The sequence below is a fragment of the Nocardia otitidiscaviarum NBRC 14405 genome (assembly GCF_000308635.1).
Classification (GTDB): Bacteria; Actinomycetota; Actinomycetes; order Mycobacteriales; family Mycobacteriaceae; genus Nocardia; species Nocardia otitidiscaviarum.
Genome location: NZ_BAGD01000044.1, coordinates 101520 through 117492, shown reverse-complemented (window position 1 = coordinate 117492; position 15973 = coordinate 101520). Strand labels below are relative to the sequence as shown.

The 15973-nt window shown below is 69.3% G+C and carries 14 protein-coding genes; 7 read left to right on the top strand and 7 right to left on the bottom strand.

All coding sequences use genetic code 11. The features are described from left to right. The 3 genes from ON31_RS08165 to ON31_RS08155 form a co-directional block, all read left to right on the top strand. Window positions 1-2084: HAD-IIIC family phosphatase (locus ON31_RS08165; RefSeq protein WP_157533612.1), on the top strand; the 2084-nt coding region annotated here is incomplete at its 5' end. Next, window positions 2071-4362 carry a thioester reductase domain-containing protein gene (locus ON31_RS08160; protein ID WP_051036977.1) on the top strand — a complete coding sequence of 764 codons (2292 nt, stop codon included), beginning with the start codon at window positions 2071-2073 and terminating at the stop codon, window positions 4360-4362. The genes ON31_RS08165 and ON31_RS08160, both read left to right, overlap by 14 nt. Next, window positions 4359-5435, top strand: coding sequence for an alpha/beta hydrolase (locus ON31_RS08155; RefSeq protein ID WP_255222020.1), 1077 nt, complete (start codon window positions 4359-4361; stop codon window positions 5433-5435). Before ON31_RS08160 ends, ON31_RS08155 begins: the two co-directional genes overlap by 4 nt. On the opposite strand, the gene ON31_RS08150 is transcribed toward ON31_RS08155, so the two are convergent. After that, entirely contained in the window at window positions 5418-6419 is a 1002-nt protein-coding gene (locus tag ON31_RS08150; RefSeq protein ID WP_039811047.1) for a Gfo/Idh/MocA family protein, read from the bottom strand. The genes ON31_RS08155 and ON31_RS08150 overlap by 18 nt on opposite strands. Before the next feature lie 103 nt (window positions 6420-6522). Here ON31_RS08150 and ON31_RS08145 point away from each other — a divergent pair, with 103 nt between their 5' ends. Both ON31_RS08145 and ON31_RS08140 read left to right on the top strand, forming a co-directional pair. Beyond that, window positions 6523-7812, top strand: coding sequence for a glycosyltransferase (locus ON31_RS08145; RefSeq protein WP_039811045.1), 1290 nt, complete (start codon window positions 6523-6525; stop codon window positions 7810-7812). A 2-nt stretch (window positions 7813-7814) separates the two neighbouring features. Next, entirely contained in the window at window positions 7815-9059 is a 1245-nt protein-coding gene (locus ON31_RS08140) for a glycosyltransferase (RefSeq protein ID WP_255222019.1), read from the top strand. Window positions 9060-9078: 19 nt separating this feature from the next. Here ON31_RS08140 and ON31_RS08135 read toward each other — a convergent pair whose 3' ends face one another. The 5 genes from ON31_RS08135 to ON31_RS08115 all read right to left on the bottom strand — a co-directional run bounded on the left by ON31_RS08135 (window position 9079) and on the right by ON31_RS08115 (window position 13900). Beyond that, the gene (locus ON31_RS08135; RefSeq protein ID WP_039811097.1) at window positions 9079-10092 is read right to left on the bottom strand and encodes an alpha/beta hydrolase; all 1014 of its coding nucleotides are present in this window, start codon (window positions 10090-10092) and stop codon (window positions 9079-9081) included. Between the two features lie 76 nt (window positions 10093-10168). Next, the gene (locus ON31_RS08130; RefSeq protein WP_228814613.1) at window positions 10169-10846 is read right to left on the bottom strand and encodes a hypothetical protein; all 678 of its coding nucleotides are present in this window, start codon (window positions 10844-10846) and stop codon (window positions 10169-10171) included. A 357-nt stretch (window positions 10847-11203) separates the two neighbouring features. Further along, window positions 11204-12226: a FecCD family ABC transporter permease gene (locus tag ON31_RS08125; protein ID WP_039811042.1), complete on the bottom strand. Its 1023-nt coding sequence runs from the start codon at window positions 12224-12226 to the stop codon at window positions 11204-11206. Next, window positions 12223-13281, bottom strand: a complete 1059-nt coding sequence (locus ON31_RS08120; RefSeq protein ID WP_039811094.1) for an ABC transporter substrate-binding protein — start codon at window positions 13279-13281, stop codon at window positions 12223-12225. The genes ON31_RS08125 and ON31_RS08120 overlap by 4 nt, the downstream gene beginning before the upstream one ends. Window positions 13282-13354: 73 nt before the next feature. Continuing rightward, the gene (locus tag ON31_RS08115; RefSeq protein WP_039811040.1) at window positions 13355-13900 is read right to left on the bottom strand and encodes a YaeQ family protein; all 546 of its coding nucleotides are present in this window, start codon (window positions 13898-13900) and stop codon (window positions 13355-13357) included. 155 nt (window positions 13901-14055) lie between these two features. Between ON31_RS08115 and ON31_RS08110 the strand changes: the two genes are divergently transcribed. Continuing rightward, the gene (locus ON31_RS08110; RefSeq protein ID WP_039811038.1) at window positions 14056-14502 is read left to right on the top strand and encodes a DUF6069 family protein; all 447 of its coding nucleotides are present in this window, start codon (window positions 14056-14058) and stop codon (window positions 14500-14502) included. 504 nt (window positions 14503-15006) lie between these two features. Here ON31_RS08110 and ON31_RS08105 read toward each other — a convergent pair. Further along, window positions 15007-15429, bottom strand: a complete 423-nt coding sequence (locus ON31_RS08105; protein ID WP_039811091.1) for an Hsp20/alpha crystallin family protein — start codon at window positions 15427-15429, stop codon at window positions 15007-15009. Between the two features lie 201 nt (window positions 15430-15630). On the opposite strand from ON31_RS08105, the gene ON31_RS08100 reads away from it, so the two are divergent. Further along, window positions 15631-15972: a hypothetical protein gene (locus ON31_RS08100; RefSeq protein WP_029926885.1), complete on the top strand. Its 342-nt coding sequence runs from the start codon at window positions 15631-15633 to the stop codon at window positions 15970-15972. Window position 15973: the final 1 nt, after the last annotated feature.

Here is a 15973-nt window from a genome sequence, read left to right as displayed (position 1 = left end):
ACCTGCTCGCCCCGGGTGCGGGTCTGGCCGACGCGCTGGCAGCACTGGCCCGGGCGGGCCTGCACCGCGACAACGCACCGCTGATCGAGGTCTACTTCAACTATCTGCGTGCCAACTCCGCCGTCGCCACCGCCGAGGTGGTTCCGGTGAGCACCGGATTCTCCGACCTCGATCTCATGGTGGCGGTGCTACCCGACACCGGGCAGGTGTGGTTCACCTACAACACCGACATCATCGATGAGCGCACCTGCGCCGCCTTCGGCGCGGACTACCTCGATACCGTCGCGACGGCGATCGGCGATCCGGACGCGGCGGCGGTTCCCGGTACCGCCGCGCGGGAAGCCGCCGCGCAGACGCACGAGACCCCGCCCCCGGCGGCACCGAGCACCCATCGCATGACGCGCCCGCAGCCGGATACGGCCGCGCAACCGGCGTCGTCCGGCCCTAGCCCCGAATCGGACTCACGGCGTGCGCCGCAGAGCCTCCGGGTCGCCGTGAGCGCGACATTCGCCCTCGGCAGACTGCCCGAACTGTTGACGGCGGCCGCCGCCGACACCACACCGGTCACGGTCGTGGAAGCGCCCTACCACCAGGTGCTGTCCAGCCTGCGCGATCCGTCGGGCGTCTTCGCGCCGGGGGCGACGCAGCTGGGTATCGTGCTGCTGCGCGGATCGGATCTGGAGCGGTTCGGCGCGATCTCCGATGAGCTGCTGGCCGAACTGGCCGCCGACCTACCGGCGGCGGTGCGGGAGGTGGCCGAGCGCACGCACCGGCCGATGCTGGTCGGCATCCTGCCGTCGGCTCGGGCCGAGCAGCGGTTCCTCGATTGGGAGCGGCTGGTTGCCGAACGCCTGCGCGCACTGCCGGGCGTGGCGGTGTTGGAGGCAGACGCGTGGACGCGCCATCATCCGGTGGACGAGCCCTTCGATGATCGGGCCGAGGTGTTGGCGCATCTGCCCTTCTCTGCCGAATTTCAAGCGGCCGTAGCGCTCACCCTGGCGGCGACCGTCGACGCCGTCACCGAACCCGCGCCCAAGGTGATCGCGGTGGACGGCGACGACACCCTCTGGAGCGGCGTCGTCGGTGAGATCGGCTCCACAGCGGTCGTTTTCGACGGCGCACGACTGATCCTGGCGCAACGTCTGGCCGAGTGGCGGGCGGCGGGGACCCTGCTGGTGTTGCTGACCAACAACGACGAGGATGTCGTCCGGGCCGTGCTGGACCGCACCGACAGTCCGTTGCGCGCTGACGATTTCGCGGTCGTCTCGGCGGGATGGGAGCCAAAACCCGAACGGCTGGAGCAGGTCGCTCGCACCCTGCGACTCGGCTTGGACAGTTTCTGCTACCTCGACGACAACCCGGTGGAGGTCGCGCGCATGCGGGCGCGAATGCCCGAGGTGCTGGCGGTGACCTGTCCTCCCGCCGACGAGCTGGAGGCGTTCCTCACCCGCCTGTGGCCGCTGGTGCCGGTCCCGGCCACAGCCGAGGATCGCGCCCGCGCCGACTTCTACCACCGGGAGCGCGAGCGTGACACCGCGCGGGCGGCAATGGAATTCGCGGACTTCCTGAACTCGCTCGAGCTCGCGGTGACCGTCGAACCGCTCACCGAGGCCACCGTGGAACGCGCCGCCCAACTGGTACGGCGGACCACCCAGTTCACCCTCGCCGCCGTCACGGCCGACGACCTCGAATCCTGGCGAAGCGACGGCGAGGTCTGGACCGCGACCGCCCGCGACCGCTTCGGCGACTACGGTCTGATCTCGGTGCTCGCGCTGCGATCGGACTCGGACGCCCTGTGGATTCGCGGCTGGCAGCTCAGCTGCCGTGCCCTCGGCCGTGGTATCGAGGAACGGCTGCTGAGTTGGGTGGCGGACCGGGCCGAGGCGCTCGGGCACACCGCTGTCCGCCTGGCGGTGGAACGCACGCCACGCAATGAACCAGCCCGCCGCCTGGCCGTCCGCCTGCTCGGCGGCACCCCGGACGAGCGGCGGCTGGAGGTACGGGCGACACCGGAACGGCTGCGGCGGTTCCGGTCCTGGGACGTCCGGCCCGACGAGACGGAGGCGACCGGTGAGCGCAACTGATGATCGAGTGCCGGCGCGCGAACCGGCCGTGGACCGGCGCGCCCGCGCCGAGAGTCTCGAACGAGGCACCGGCGCAATGGATATCGCCGCGCTGCTCGACCGGTCGGCATCGGCGGCCCGCACCGACGGCGGCAGCAACGCGGCGAAGGACGATGCCACGGCCGCTCTCCCGCGGATCACGCCGACGCCGGTCGATGGTGTGCGCCGCTGGGATGTCGATGGGCTGGCGGCGGCGATCACGACTGTCGCGAACCGGTTCACCGATACGCCCATCGATGCCGATACCGATTTCTTCGACGCGGGCGGCACCTCCGTCGCCGCGGTCGAACTGCTCGCGGCGCTGACCCGGGAACTGGATATCCATCCGGACCTGGACACCGTGTTCTTCGACGCGCGCCCCCGCAGGCTGGCCCGCCGGTGGCTGGCCGACCATCCGGAATCCACCGCACCACAGCCGAACTCGTGTTCCGAGCCGGACACCGACGACCTCGCGCAGCTCTTCGCCGATCTCGCCGACGCCGACCGGCTGCCGATCATCGCAGCACCGGAGCGCGTCGTCCCGCGCCACATCCTGCTGACCGGGGCCACCGGATTCCTGGGCAGCCATCTGCTGCTGGATCTGCTGCGGCACAGCGATGCCCACGTGGTCTGCCTGGTGCGCGCCGAGACCGACGACCAGGCCGCCGTCCGGCTGGAGCAGGCCGTCCGCCGCTTCGCACTGCCCTGGTCGCGGGAGGTGCTGCGCCGGGTGACGCCGCTGGCGGGCGATCTGCGCGAACCCCGGCTCGGGTTGTCCGAGCGGCGGTGGCGCGAGCTGGGCGAGGACGTGGACTCGATCGTGAACGCGGGTGCGGCCGTGGACTTCCTGCGCGGCTATCCGTCGCTGCGCCGCACCAATGTGCTCGGCCCGCTGACCCTGGCGGAACTGGCCGGTACAGGCCGACCCAAACCGCTGCACCACATCTCGTCCCTGGCCGTTTTCAACGGCACCGAGGCCGCCACCCTGGGCGAGGACGATCCGACCGCCCACGTCGCCGCCCTACCCATCGGATACGACCGCTCCAAATGGGCCGCCGAGGCGGTGCTGCGGCGGGCGAGCGAGCACGGCTTGGTGGCGACCGTGTTGCGCCCCGGTGGCATCGGCGCGCACCCGGATACCGGTGCGCACAATCCACGCGATCTCAATGCCGGAATCACCGCCGCGCTCATGCGCTTTCGCGCCGTGCCAGGATTCCGCCACCTCAATGCGGCCCCTGTCGACTGGGTCAGCCGGGTGGCCGCCGGAATCGTCACCACGCCGAGCGCCTGGGGTCACACCTACCACCTCACCGGCGTGCCGACCACGCTGGAACGGCTGCTGGCCGAAACCACGCTGGGCGGCTTGGGCGTTCGCGTACAGCACTGGGAGTGGTGGTGCGAGGACGTGATCCGGGCGATCGAGGACGGTCCAGTACCGGAACTGACGTCGCTGGCGCAGGTTCTACGCAGTCCCGTCGCCCGGCGGCAGCTGGCCGCCATGGTCACCGCTCCGCCCGCGACGGCCGCCCGCACCGACGCCTTCGTCGCCGCCCACGGCCTGCCCGGACCCGCCTCCGGGCCGGCGGCCCGGGGGAAGATGCTCGAAACCTTGGCCGGTGTGGGTCCCCTGCCCGGCGAGGAACCCTATCTGCGCTTCGCCGAAACCCTGTCCGGCACGATCGGAGCGGTCGGCGAGGCCGCCGATATCCCCTGCGAGCTGCGGCTCGCCCTGTCCATCGCCACCAGTGCGCAGATGTTCGGTGCCCGCACCCTGGACGTCACCGGCGAGCTGACCTGTGCGCGACTGCACGACGAACCGCTCACGGTCGACGGCACCGCGACGGTGCGACCGCACGACGGCATCCCGCTGCGCGGCGAGACGCGGCATCCGATCATGCACTACCGGTTGGCCCTGCGTGCCGCCTCCGGCGAGACGTGGTGGCTGCACGGATACAAGTTCGCGGCGGTCCGGCGACGGCTGGTGCGCCAACTCGGCAGCCAGGTGGTGGAGATCGGCCGCACCGGCGAGCCCGCCGCCTTCACCGGTGAGGTCACCGTGCCCATGCACACCTACCTGCCCGACCAGATAGACGGCATCCGGATCGATCCCCGGCTGTCCGAACGCCAGCAGCGTCTGGCGAAACTGCTGTGGCTCAGCTGGTTCGGCGGTCAGCTCGGCAAGAGCCTGCTGGAGCCGATGCTCCGGGTGGGCACCGACCTGCTGGATCTGCGCCGCGCGCTGCGGAAGGAGCACCGTTGAGGAATCTGTCCGCCGTTTCGCCGGAATACGCGGTGGCGGAGGAGTTCTCCTTCCGCACCGACGACGGCATCGACCTACGACTGCGTCGCATCGGCCCCGCCGACGCCCCCGCGGTACTGCTGGTGCACGGGCACGGAATCTCGTCCGATATGTTCGCGCTACCCGAGATTCGCAATGCGGCAGCGGTACTCGCGGATGCGGGTTACCAGTCGTGGCTGCTGGACTGGCGTGGCAGCGCCCGGCTGCCCTACAACGAATCCGGCCCCGACTACAGCCTCGACGATGTCGCCCTCTACGACCTCCCGGCGGCGGTGGCGCGGATTCGGGAGCGCATCGGTGACCGGCCACTGTTCGCCGTGGCGCACTGCGTCGGCGCGCTGGCGCTGGCACTGAGTCTGACCGGCGGGCTGCTGCCCGGACTGGCGGGCGTGGTCGCACAGGGCGTCTTTCTCACGCCGAAGGTCAGCACCTCGGCACGGATGCGCGTGCTGGTGGGCAGCGGGCTGCTCGGTTCCCGCGTCACGCATATCGAATCCGACTTCCGCAAGGTCGGCCTGTGGTCGCGGCGCACGCTGCTCTATGCCGCCCTGTCCCGCAAGGGCGAATGTCCGGATCCTACCTGCCGTATGGTCCACCACGGCTGGGGTATGGGCGGCGAACTGTTCGAGCACGACCATCTGGACACGCGCACCCACGACCGGCTGGCCGAACTGTTCGGCGCCATACCGCTGTCCCTGTTGCCGCAGCTGCGACAGATGGAGTTGGCGCACGCGGTGCTGCGCTGGCATGTCGACGACGACCGCTACCGCGCGCTGCCGGAGAACGCGCTCGACCGGGCCGATCGCATCGACTGCCCGGTGCTGCTGCTGTCGGGTAGCCGCAACGGTGCCTGGCTGGACTCCAACAAGCTGTGTTCGGAGGTATTGTCGGCGCGCAATCCGGAACTCGATGTCCGCTATCGCGAGATTCCGGGTTACGGCCACCTCGACACGATCATCGGCCGGGGCGCGGCCCTCGATGTCTTCGGGTATCTGATCGATTTCCTCGACGAGCTGTCAGCTCGGCAGGCGTAGCGGCAGACCGGCGGACTCGTAGATGGCATCGATGACGGTCATGGTGGCGACGGCGTCGTCCGGTCCGGTGGCGACCGGCGCACCCCGCAGCACCGCGGCGGCGAAGGCGTCGAGTTGATAGTCGTAGGACGTGCGCCGGGCGAATCGCCGTACCCGCCTGCCCTGCTCGGTGCGGATGATCAGGGCGTGTCCGACGTGCGGCAGCACCGGATTCCACAGTCGCATCCGGCCGCGCTCGCCGGTGACGGTTGCCGCGATGCGCAGCACGTCCGACGACCACATGGAACATTGGATACGGCCGGTATGCCCGGAGGGGAAGCGCAGGTCGGCGGTCATGGCACGGTCGATCTCCGGTCCGCGCGACTTCGCCCGCGCCGCCAGCACCACCGGCTCCTCGCCGCCGAGCACGCGTGCCAGGTGCACGGCGTAGCAGCCCGCGTCCATCAGGGCACCGCCCGCGAGCCGGTAGTCGTAGCGGATATCGGAGAACTTCGGCAGCGGGAAGCTGAACGCCGTCTCCACCCGCAGCAGCCGCCCCAGCTCCCCGGAGGCGATGATCTCCTCGGCCGCCGTCACCAGCGGGTGATAGCGGTAGTGGAACGCCTCCATCACCACGCGATCGGAATCTGCTGCCAGCTCGGCGATCTCGCGCGCCTCCGCGGCGTTCGCGGTGAACGGCTTCTCGCACAGCACATGCTTCCCGGCCCGCAGCGCGGCGGCGGTCCAGCGGCCGTGCAGGCCATTGGGCAGGGGGATGTACACGGCGTCGACATCGGGCGCGGCGATCAGTGTCGAATAGCTGTCGTGGACGCCCGCGATGCCGTTCTTGGCGGCGAACCGATCGGCTCGCGCCCGATCGCGCGCCGCCACGGCGGTGACGGCGACCTCCCGATTCCGGCGGGCGGGTGCGATCAGGGCGGCCGGTGCGATGCGGGCCGCACCGAGAATGCCGATCCGGAGTTCGGGGCGCGATTCTGCGGTCACCCCGCGACACTAACACCGGCGCGCGCACCGAGACCGAGCCGACATCGTGACAATGGCAACGAATAGCCAAGTACCCCAGCGGATTACGAACGGAGACGAGAGCATGCGGATCGCTTTGCTGACGGCGGGCACCCGGGGCGACCACCAGCCGTACCTCGCCCTGGCCGATGAGCTGCGCACGCGCGGGCACCGGGTCGAGATGACAGCCACCGAGAACTACGCGGATGTGGTGCGCCGCTCCGGATTCGAACCGCACGTGATCCCGTTCAATTCGGCGGAGCTGCTGGAATCCCCGGCCGCGAAACGCGGCCTGTCCTCCGGCAATCCACTGCCGTTCGTGCAGATCATGCGGGATACGGTCAAGATCATGGCGGGTGAGCGCGGTGAGCGGATGCACCGGGTGCTCAGCGAAGCCTGCGCGTCGGCCGAGGTGATCGTCTCGTGCGCCTCCACCCTGCCGTGGGCCATGGAACGGCGCGAGAAGACCGGCCAGACCGTGATCGGCGGCCTGCCCTATCCGCTGGAGCGGACCGCCGAATTCCCGTCGTCGTTCATGGTCAAGCAGATGGTGTCGTCACGTCGGCTGCGGCTGGCCAGCTATACGGCCTTCGAAGTCGCCTACGGGGCGGCGTATCACAAGATGGACCGGCGGGTGCGGGAGATGATGGGCCTGCCCGGCAAACCCCGCAATCCGTTCCGCCGCATCCGCGAGGACGCGATTCCACTGGTGCACATGGTGAGTCCGGTACTGCTGCCGAAACCCGCCGACTGGCCGGACCGCTCGACCATCGTCGGCGCGCCCGTACTCCCGGCGCGGCTGCGCGGGGCGTGGGGTGAGGCGCGGGTCGACCCGGAGTTGGACGCATGGCTCGACGAGGGCGAACCGCCGATCTACTTCTGCCTCACCGGGATGCCGATTCTCGACCCGACCGGCAGCTGCGATCTGATCGCAGCGGTGTGCCGCCGATTGGGCGCACGGGCGCTGGTGACGGTGAAGGGCGAGGGCTACCCCCGGGGTATCGGCCACGACCGGCGACTGCTCGTCCTGGACTCCTTCGACTACGACCGCGTGCTGCCGCGCTGCCGGGCGGTGGTGCATCACGGCGGCAGCGGCAATACCCACGACGTGCTGCGGGCCGGCTTGCCCGCGGTGGTGATCGGGGTGCACAGCGACCAGTTCTTCTACGGCTGGCGGATTTCCGCGCTCGGTATCGGCGCCGATTTCCCGTATCCGAAGCTGACCGAGAGCCGGCTCTACGACGCCCTGGTGCGCACCCTCGCCCCCGAGGCCCGCGACCGCGCCGCCGAACTCGGACGGCTCGTGTCCGCCGAGAACGGGATCAGCGCCACCGCGGACGAGGTGGAACGTCTCGCCGTCACGGCATCGGCCTGACCATGGCCGATACCCTGCACATCGCCATGTTCACCGACTTCCACCCGGACACCCTGGGCGGCGTCCAGACCGCCCAGCGGGCGCTGTGCGACGGCCTGCGCCGCCTCGGACACCGGGTGACCGTCTTCTGCCCGCCCGCGCCGGGATCCACGACACCGGACGGAAATACGGTGCTCCTGCGCACGACGCCGTTCTCCATGTCGAACGGGCTGCCGGTGGCCCTGCCGACCCGAGCCAACCGCCGCATCGTCGACACCGCGTTCGCCGCGCGCGGGCCGGTGCACATCGTGCACGCGCTGACCACCTACGGCTGCGGAATCGCCGGTGCGCGGGCCGCCCGCCGCCACGGGGTACCGGTCGTACAGACCATGCAGAGCCGTGACGATCTGGTCATCGAGAAGTACTCCCCCGCACCGCTTCCGGCCGCGTTGATCATGCGGCTGCTGCACGGCTGGTTCGTGCCGCTGGACCGGCGTCCGGCCGCCACCGGCGACGGCCGGGTCGCACGGCTGGCCTGGCGTCCCCTGATCGCGCAGGCCCAGGCGGCGGATCGAGTGATCGTGCCCACCGAACACTTCGCCCGCCGCCTCACCGACCGCGGCGTGGACCGGCCGATTCACGTGGTGTCCAACGGAATCGACGATGCCCTGCTCGACCGTGCCCGCGACACCCCGGCGGCCGGCACCGCACCGGGCGCACCGTTGCGGGCACTGTGGTGCGGTCGCCTGTCCACGGAGAAGCGCCCGCTGGAGGCCATCGAGGTGATCCGGCGGGTCGGCAACGCCACGCTGGACGTCTACGGCGGCGGGCCGCTCGCCGATGCCGCCCGCGCCGCCGTCACCGACGCGGATCCGGGCGGCCGCGTCCACCTGCACGGGGAGGTCGACCAAGCCGCCTGCCTGCACGCCATGCGCACCCACGACCTACTGCTGCTCACCTCCGACTGCGACACCCAGGGCATGGTGCTGCTGGAGGCGGTGGCCATGGGTCTACCCATCGTCTACTGCGATCCGGAACTGACCGAAACGGTGCCCACGACGGGCGGCGTCCGCACTGCCGACCCGTCCGTCGAATCCTTCACCGACACACTGCGATCCCTTGCCGAGGACCGCGAGCGCCTGACGGCGGCGCGGGTCGCCCTCGCCGCCCATTCCGACGAACCACGGCAGTCCCGCCATATCGACCGCGTCCTGGCGGTCTACGCCGAGGCGCTGAGCGCCGCGACTGGCTCGTCCCGCCGAAGCTGAACGTCCTCCGCGTGCGCGGTCACCGCAGCGCGGCCTCCAGAATCGGCCAGGAGCGGTGGAAGGTGTCCTGCCAGTACATCCAGGAATGCGTTCCGGCGGGCTGGAATTCGACCGTGGCGGGGATGCCCAGCTCGGCCAGGCGGCCCGCCAGCCGGTGGGTGCACAGGTTCGTCGCGGCTTCGATCATGCCCCCGAGCACGATCTGATTCGCCAGGGTGGCGGGTTCGCCGCCCACCAGCGGATTGGCGAGGGTGTCCGCGCGGCCGGGCAGTCCGGTCGCGCTGGAGATGTAGATGGTCTTGCCGCGCAGCTTGTCGGCATTGAGTACCGCGTCGTGGCGCAGCCAGGCGGGATCGTCGGGCTCACCCCACATATTGCGGACGTCGGCGTCGGCACGGGCGAGAACGAGTTCGATGTAGGTGCGGCTGATGGCGTCGCTGGTGGAGGCGCAACCGCTGTAGGACGCCACCGCCCGGTACAGGTCGGGGGCGGCGATCGCGAGATTGAGCGCCGACGTGGCCGACATCGACACGCCCGCGATGGCATTCACACCGGTGGTGCCGAGGGCCGCGTCGATGACGGGCGGCAGCTCGCGGGTGAGGAAGGTCGTCCACCTGTGACGGCCGATCTCGGGATCGTCGGCGTACCAGTCGGTGTAGTAGGAGAACGCGCCGCCGATCGGGGTCACCACATTGACGTTCTTGTCGGCGAGAAACTGCACGATATCGGTCTGCCGATGCCAGTTCGCGCGGTCCTCACCGCCGCCGGCGCCATTGAGCAGGTACAGCGTCGGCCGTGGCTCGCTGGTGTCGAACGCGGTGATCACGTGCAGTGTGATGACGCGGGCCATGGACGGTGAGTAGACGTGCATGATCTGCTGCCGCTGTCCCGCCCGGTCGGTGAACACCAGTTCGGCCGTGGCGGGATCGGCTGCGGCGGGGTCGGCCGCGGCCGTGCCGGACGCGCCGGACAGTCCCGCGGCGACCAGGAGGCAGCCGATCGCCACCAGTATCGACAATCTTCTCTCGCGCATTCGTTCACCCATCATCGCTCGTACGACGCACCGCCGCCCGCCCCACCATCGGGGCGGGCGGCCGCACTGCGGACCGTCAGCTGCCCAGGAACTTGCGCAGCGTCTCGGCCAGCACATCGCTGAACGAGCCGGTCGAGCTGAGCTGGCCGTCGTTGGATCCGAGGCCGTTGTCGTCGAGGCTGCCCAGCACGGTCTCACCCGGGTTGGCACCGCGCGCGGTGAAACACGCGGTCAGATTCGGCATCTCGTTGCTCACGCCGACCGTGCCCGCGACACCCACACCGCCGCTGGTGATCTGCTGGCCCGCGCGCAGGTTGTCCGGCACCGGGTAGGTGATGTGCAGGGTCACCGGATTGCCGGAGTTGACGAACCAGCCGGTGCTGGTGACCTTCCAGCCGCCCGCGTTCGGGGTGGCGGTCACATCCTCGGTCTGCTGGCCCCGGCCCGCGTGGTACGCGGTGACGGCGACCTTCACCGGCGCGCCGAAGCCCGCGGGCGGGAAGTCGGTGATGGTGTTGACGTACGGGTTGCCGATGCCGGTGGTGCCGATCTTCACGTCGTAGGTCACCGTGGTGCCGATGCCGATGCTCTCGGCGCTGGCGATCTTCTCGTAGGTGTGGGTGATCCCTACGGTGCTGACGTCCTTCTTGGTCTGATAGCTGCGCACCTCGCAACCCCCGTCCGCCGTGGCGATGCCGGTGGCGGCGCTCAGTCCCGCAAAGACGAGCGCGGTGGACGCCGTGAGTGCGGTCATCCTCGTGGTTCGGAACATAGTTCTCCTCGAATTGTCCCGAAACATGCTCCGGGACAAGGCAATACCAACAGGGCCCTGCGGACGGCCCCGGGGCGCCGGTGGTCACCCGGCGGCCAAGTTAACACAGTTAACTGGTCCCTCGTCCAGAAATCGGCCCAATTAGAACTATGGATGTTTCAGACAGTCGAAAACGCCCCTCGAACCGGCTCATCCCATCTACACGAATCACCAATGCGAAGGACGGATGACAATGCCCTCGATTCAGGTTGCGGTGTGCGGGCCCAGGGATTGCACGTCGGCCGACGCCGACACACCGGCGGCGGCGGTGGCGACCCGCTTTGTCGTGCCTTCCGCCGGTCAGGTGAGCTGCCTGCGACGCCGGGCGAGCAGGATGGCGAAGGCGGGTACGCCGAGCAGGGCGGTGACCACTCCGACCGGTACCTCGCGGGCACCGAACGCACTGCGGGCGAGGGTGTCCGCCCAGACCATGAACACCGCGCCGAGCAGTACCGTGACCGGCAGCAGCCGGGCGTGACCGGGGCCGACCAGGAAGCGGGCGGCATGGGGCAGCACCAGGCCGACGAAGCCGATCGCACCGGCCGCGCTCACCAGCGCCGCCGTCACCACGGCCGTGATCAGCAGCAGCAACAGCCGGGTCCGGCCCACCGCGACGCCCAACGTGGCAGCGGCATCGGAGCCGAAGGCGAAGGCGTCCAGCGTCGGCGCGTACCACAGGCAGAGCACGCAGCCGACCGCGACGACGGTGGCGCAGACGACCACATCCGACCAGGTCGCCCCGGCCAGCGAACCGAGCAGCCAGAACAGCACGCCGCGCGTCTGTTCGGCATTGGCCGACCACAGCACGGTCAGCGAGGTCAGCGCCGAGAACAGTTGCGTACACGCCACACCCGCGAGAACCACCCGGTCCGGGGTGCCGCCCGCGGCGTAGGCCAGGGCCAGCATGAGCGTGAACGACAGCACCGCGCCCAGGAACGCCCCGCCCGACAGCGTCAGCGCCCCCGCCCCGACGCCGACCACCGCCACCAGCACAGCGCCGGTGGACGCGCCCGAGGAGACGCCGAGGACGAAAGGATCGGCGAGCGTATTGCGCAGCAGCGATTGCAGAATCGCCCCGCACAGCGCCAGCCCCGCCCCGCAGATCGCCGCCAGCACCGCACGCGGCAAGCGCAACTGCCAGACGATGCCGTCGGCCAGTCGACCGGCCGACGACGTCCCCAATCCGAGATGCTGTCCGATGATGGAATACACATCGCGCACGGATATGTCGGCGGGGCCGATGGATACCGTGACGGCTATCGAAAGGCACAGCAGGACAGCGCACGCCAGGCAGATCGACGCCGCGCGGCGGGTGCGGGTCAACGCGCTGTCGCGAGACCGTTCGCCAACTTCTCGATGGCGTCGATCTCACGGATTCCCGGATCCAGCTCCGAGCCGGTCATGACGACGTAGCGCTTATCCTGTACCGCCCGCATCCGGTTGGTCGCCGGATTCGATTCCAGGAACTCGATTTTCGTGGTCAGCGCGTCGCCGTCGATGCGCTGGCGGCTGAGATCGGCGAGTACCAGCACATCGGGATCGCTGGCGACGACCGCCTCCCAGCTGATCTCGGGCCAGTCCTCGCGCTCGTCGGCGAAGACATTGCGCGCACCCACCTCGCGGGCGTACATACCGGGGGCGGAACAACATCCGGCCATGTAGGGGGTCTTGATTCCGGAGAACCAGAAGGCGACCGTCGGCTCCGAGGTCGCGTTCAGCTTCGCCGTCGCCGCCGCCAACCGCCCGCGCAGCTCGTCGACCAGCCGCGCGCCCCGCTCCTGCACATCGAAGATGCGGGCCAGTTCGGTGATCTCCTGGAACAGCGTCTCGATGCCGAGCGGTTCGGTGCGCGTGACGGTTTCGCCCTCGACCGTCGCCCCCGTGCACACCGACGGCGACTGATAGGTGGGAATGCCGAGCTGCGCGAACCGCGACCGCTCCGCCACCACGGCGGAAGTGAAGGTGTGCGCGCTCGCCGAAGTCACCAAATCGGGTTCGGTGGCGAGCACCGCCTCCAGCGACGGATCGTTGTCGGCCAGCCGGGGCACCGTCGCATTGTCGGCCGCCAGCTGCGGCAGCACCGGATCGAACCACGTCGACGTGCCCACCATGCGGTCGGCGAGGCCCAGCGACAGCAGGATCTCGGTGGACGCCTGGTACAGCGAGGCCGCCCGGGTGGGCGCCTGGTCGAAGGTCACCTCCACACCGCAGTTCTCGATGGTCAGCGGATAGCTGGTGCGGCCCGGAGCCCGCGGGGCGCCGCTGGCGGCGGTCTCCGCCGTATCGGCCGCGCCACCGCAGGCGGTCAGCCCGGCGACGAGGCAGCCGACCAGGCCCAGGAGCGAAAGCAGCCGTGTCGGGCGCGTCGTCGATGTCATGGCGAGCACCGTATCAAGATCGATGATGACGATATCCACGCCCGGACTTGCGGGTTAACCATCCGAGGTCCCGCTAGACCAGACGGAGTTCCTCGACGGGCGTGGTCAGGGTGGTGCCGTTGATCTCGCAGTACAGCAGGCGTTCGGTAATCGAGACACTCATGGCATTGCGACGGTCCAGCGTCGCGGCGGCCGCGTCGACGAAGGTTCGATCCAGGCTGTAGACCGGGATGTCCTCGGCGCGGTGGATCTTCTTGCCGACGAGTTGAGCCAGCACCTTGGCGGGGTCGCGATGGTGGGTGTAGACGGCGGCGCGGTCGGCGAGTTTGCTGCCACGGTGCAGTCTTTCGGCGTCGGGTGCGCCGACTTCGATCCAGGCGGTGATGCGGCCGGTGAGGTCGCGGACGAGGACCGCGGGTTCGTCGGTCGAGGAGACGCCGCCTTCGCTGAAGGCGATGCCCTCGGTGTATTCGAGGCAGTAGGCCAGCAGCCGGGTCAGCATGAACGCGGGTGTTTCGGATGGGTGGCGAGCGACGCGTAGCTCGACCTCCTGGTAGACGCCGCGATCGACGTCGGCCAGGTTGACGGAGAAGTTGTACATCGTCGCACTCAGGGCCATAGGCGCAGAAGCATAGTCGTGGGCCGGTTCGGGTCCACCGGCCACGCGGTGCTGTGATCCGCGGCACTCCACTCCGAAGCGGCTTGACCTGAATGATTGTTGAGGTTTCAGGATGGTCTCACACGAACTGCACAGCTTCGACTCAGGAGATCATCATGACGACCACGACCACCACCCGCACCGCCCGCGACGCCATCACCGTCCCCGCGCTGAGCCGCCCGGTCGCCGTACTCGGCTCGATCACGGCCGCCGTCGCGGTCAACCTGGTTGTCTGGTTGATCGGTGCCGCCGCGGGCGGTTCCTTCGAAATGACGAACGAGGGCGTGACGCAATCCGTCGCGCCGGGCGGCATCGTCATCCTGACCGTCGTTCCGATGCTGGTGGGCCTCACCGCCGCCGCACTGCTGTCCTACAAGTGGGTGGGCGTGCTGCGAACCGCGGCCGTGATCGGTTCACTCCTGGCGGTCGCGACCATCGCGCTCACCGTCGACGCCGATTTCGACACCGCCTCCACCATCGCCCTGTCGATCACCCACCTCACCCTGGTGCCCGCCCTGGTCATCGCCACCGAGGGCATGCGGCGCAAGCTGATCGAACGTTGAGCAGGCGACACGGCCCGCATCCACCACGGATGCGGGCCATTCGCGTACCGGCGACAACAGGCCGTGGCGGTCACAAGGCCGCGAACAACGCGCCCGCCGCGGCGGGATCGGCAGTGCGGCCGGTATCGGTGAAAAAGACTGTCATAGCGCCGAATACCTCCTCGGACATACGAAAGGCTCGAAATCCACAGGGGCCGGGTGGACCCGGCATCGACCGGGCCCACCCGTAACGGAGGAGTCGAACGAAGCGTTCGCGAGGGAAGATATCTGCCGTGTCGCGGCGACCGACGCGGGTCGCCTGCTGCGCCACAACGGTGACCGTGCACAGCGGGTCACCCGATCACGAAGGTGTCCGCGGAGTGCCGGAGGCAGGCGTGACAACGCGTGTCGGCCGCGAAACGGCTGTCGAGCGATTCGAATGGACAGGCACCACCTCACTTCCGTGCGCGACTGATATCTCGGCGTCTGCACGACGCGAGTTCGGGGCCCGTCGCCGGGTACGGGTCAGGCGTTGATGGCCTGGCGCTCGCGCTCGGGGCGGGCGACTTCGATCTTGCGTGGCTTGGCCTGTTCCGCGATCGGAATGACCAAGCGCAGCACGCCGTCTCGGTAGTCGGCGCGAATCCGCTCGGTATCGAGGCTCTCGCCGAGGAACAGCTGTCGGCTGAACACGCCGCGGGAGCGTTCCGCGGCGATCATCGAACGGTCCGAGTCCAGTTCCGGGCGGGTGGCCCGCACCGTCACCACATTGCGTTCGACATCCAGATCCAGGGAGTCCGGGTCGATGCCGGGCAGATCCAACTCCACCAGGAACTCGTCGCCGTCACGCCAGGCGTCCATCGGCATCACCGCCGGACGTGCCGCCGTGCCGAACACCTGCTGCGTCCACCGGTCCAGATCGCGGAACGGATCCGCGCGCATCAGCATGGTCGCCACTCCAACTCACTCCAATCTCATTCGAAGTGGATTAGATAACTTGTGTCTGCTGACATAGATATTATTTAGCACTCCCCACAGGAGAGTGCAAGCCCTACTTCGGCGTCAGTCGCCAGCCCCGCGCCCGTTCCCGTTCCGTCAGAAGTGGCGGTAGCGGCCGGGGGAGGTGAGGTTTCGCTCTACACTGACCGCGTGCGCATTCGACGTCTGATCGCCCTGTCCGCCTGTGCCGTCTTGACCCCGCTCGGCGTGGCCGCCTGCACCTCGGAGGGCCCCGGATCCAAGACCGAGTGCCAGGTCAGCGGCTGCACCATCACCTTCGACCGGGGTGTGAACGCCAAGGCCAGCGTGCTGGGGGTGGAGGCGGAACTCGTTGCCGTGAACGGCAATCTGGTGACGTTGAAGGTGGCCGGACAGGAGGTGTCGGTGCCGGCCGGGGAGACGCAGCCCGCGGACGGCATGAACGTCTCCGTGCAGGAGGTCACGCCGGATCAGGTCGTGGTGAAGATCGCCACGGGTATCCAGACCAACTGAC

What these genes read in the sequence shown, in the direction of transcription:
- ON31_RS08140 (WP_255222019.1), top strand. Translation starts at nt 7,815, where the DNA reads ATGGCCGATACCCTGCACATCGCCATGTTCACCGACTTCCACCCGGAC.
- ON31_RS08105 (WP_039811091.1), bottom strand. Translation starts at nt 15,429, where the DNA reads ATGCTGATGCGCGCGGATCCGTTCCGCGATCTGGACCGGTGGACGCAG.
- ON31_RS08130 (WP_228814613.1), bottom strand. Translation starts at nt 10,846, where the DNA reads ATGACCGCACTCACGGCGTCCACCGCGCTCGTCTTTGCGGGACTGAGC.
- ON31_RS08110 (WP_039811038.1), top strand. Translation starts at nt 14,056, where the DNA reads ATGACGACCACGACCACCACCCGCACCGCCCGCGACGCCATCACCGTC.
- ON31_RS08120 (WP_039811094.1), bottom strand. Translation starts at nt 13,281, where the DNA reads ATGACATCGACGACGCGCCCGACACGGCTGCTTTCGCTCCTGGGCCTG.
- ON31_RS08115 (WP_039811040.1), bottom strand. Translation starts at nt 13,900, where the DNA reads ATGGCCCTGAGTGCGACGATGTACAACTTCTCCGTCAACCTGGCCGAC.
- ON31_RS08145 (WP_039811045.1), top strand. Translation starts at nt 6,523, where the DNA reads ATGCGGATCGCTTTGCTGACGGCGGGCACCCGGGGCGACCACCAGCCG.
- ON31_RS08135 (WP_039811097.1), bottom strand. Translation starts at nt 10,092, where the DNA reads ATGCGCGAGAGAAGATTGTCGATACTGGTGGCGATCGGCTGCCTCCTG.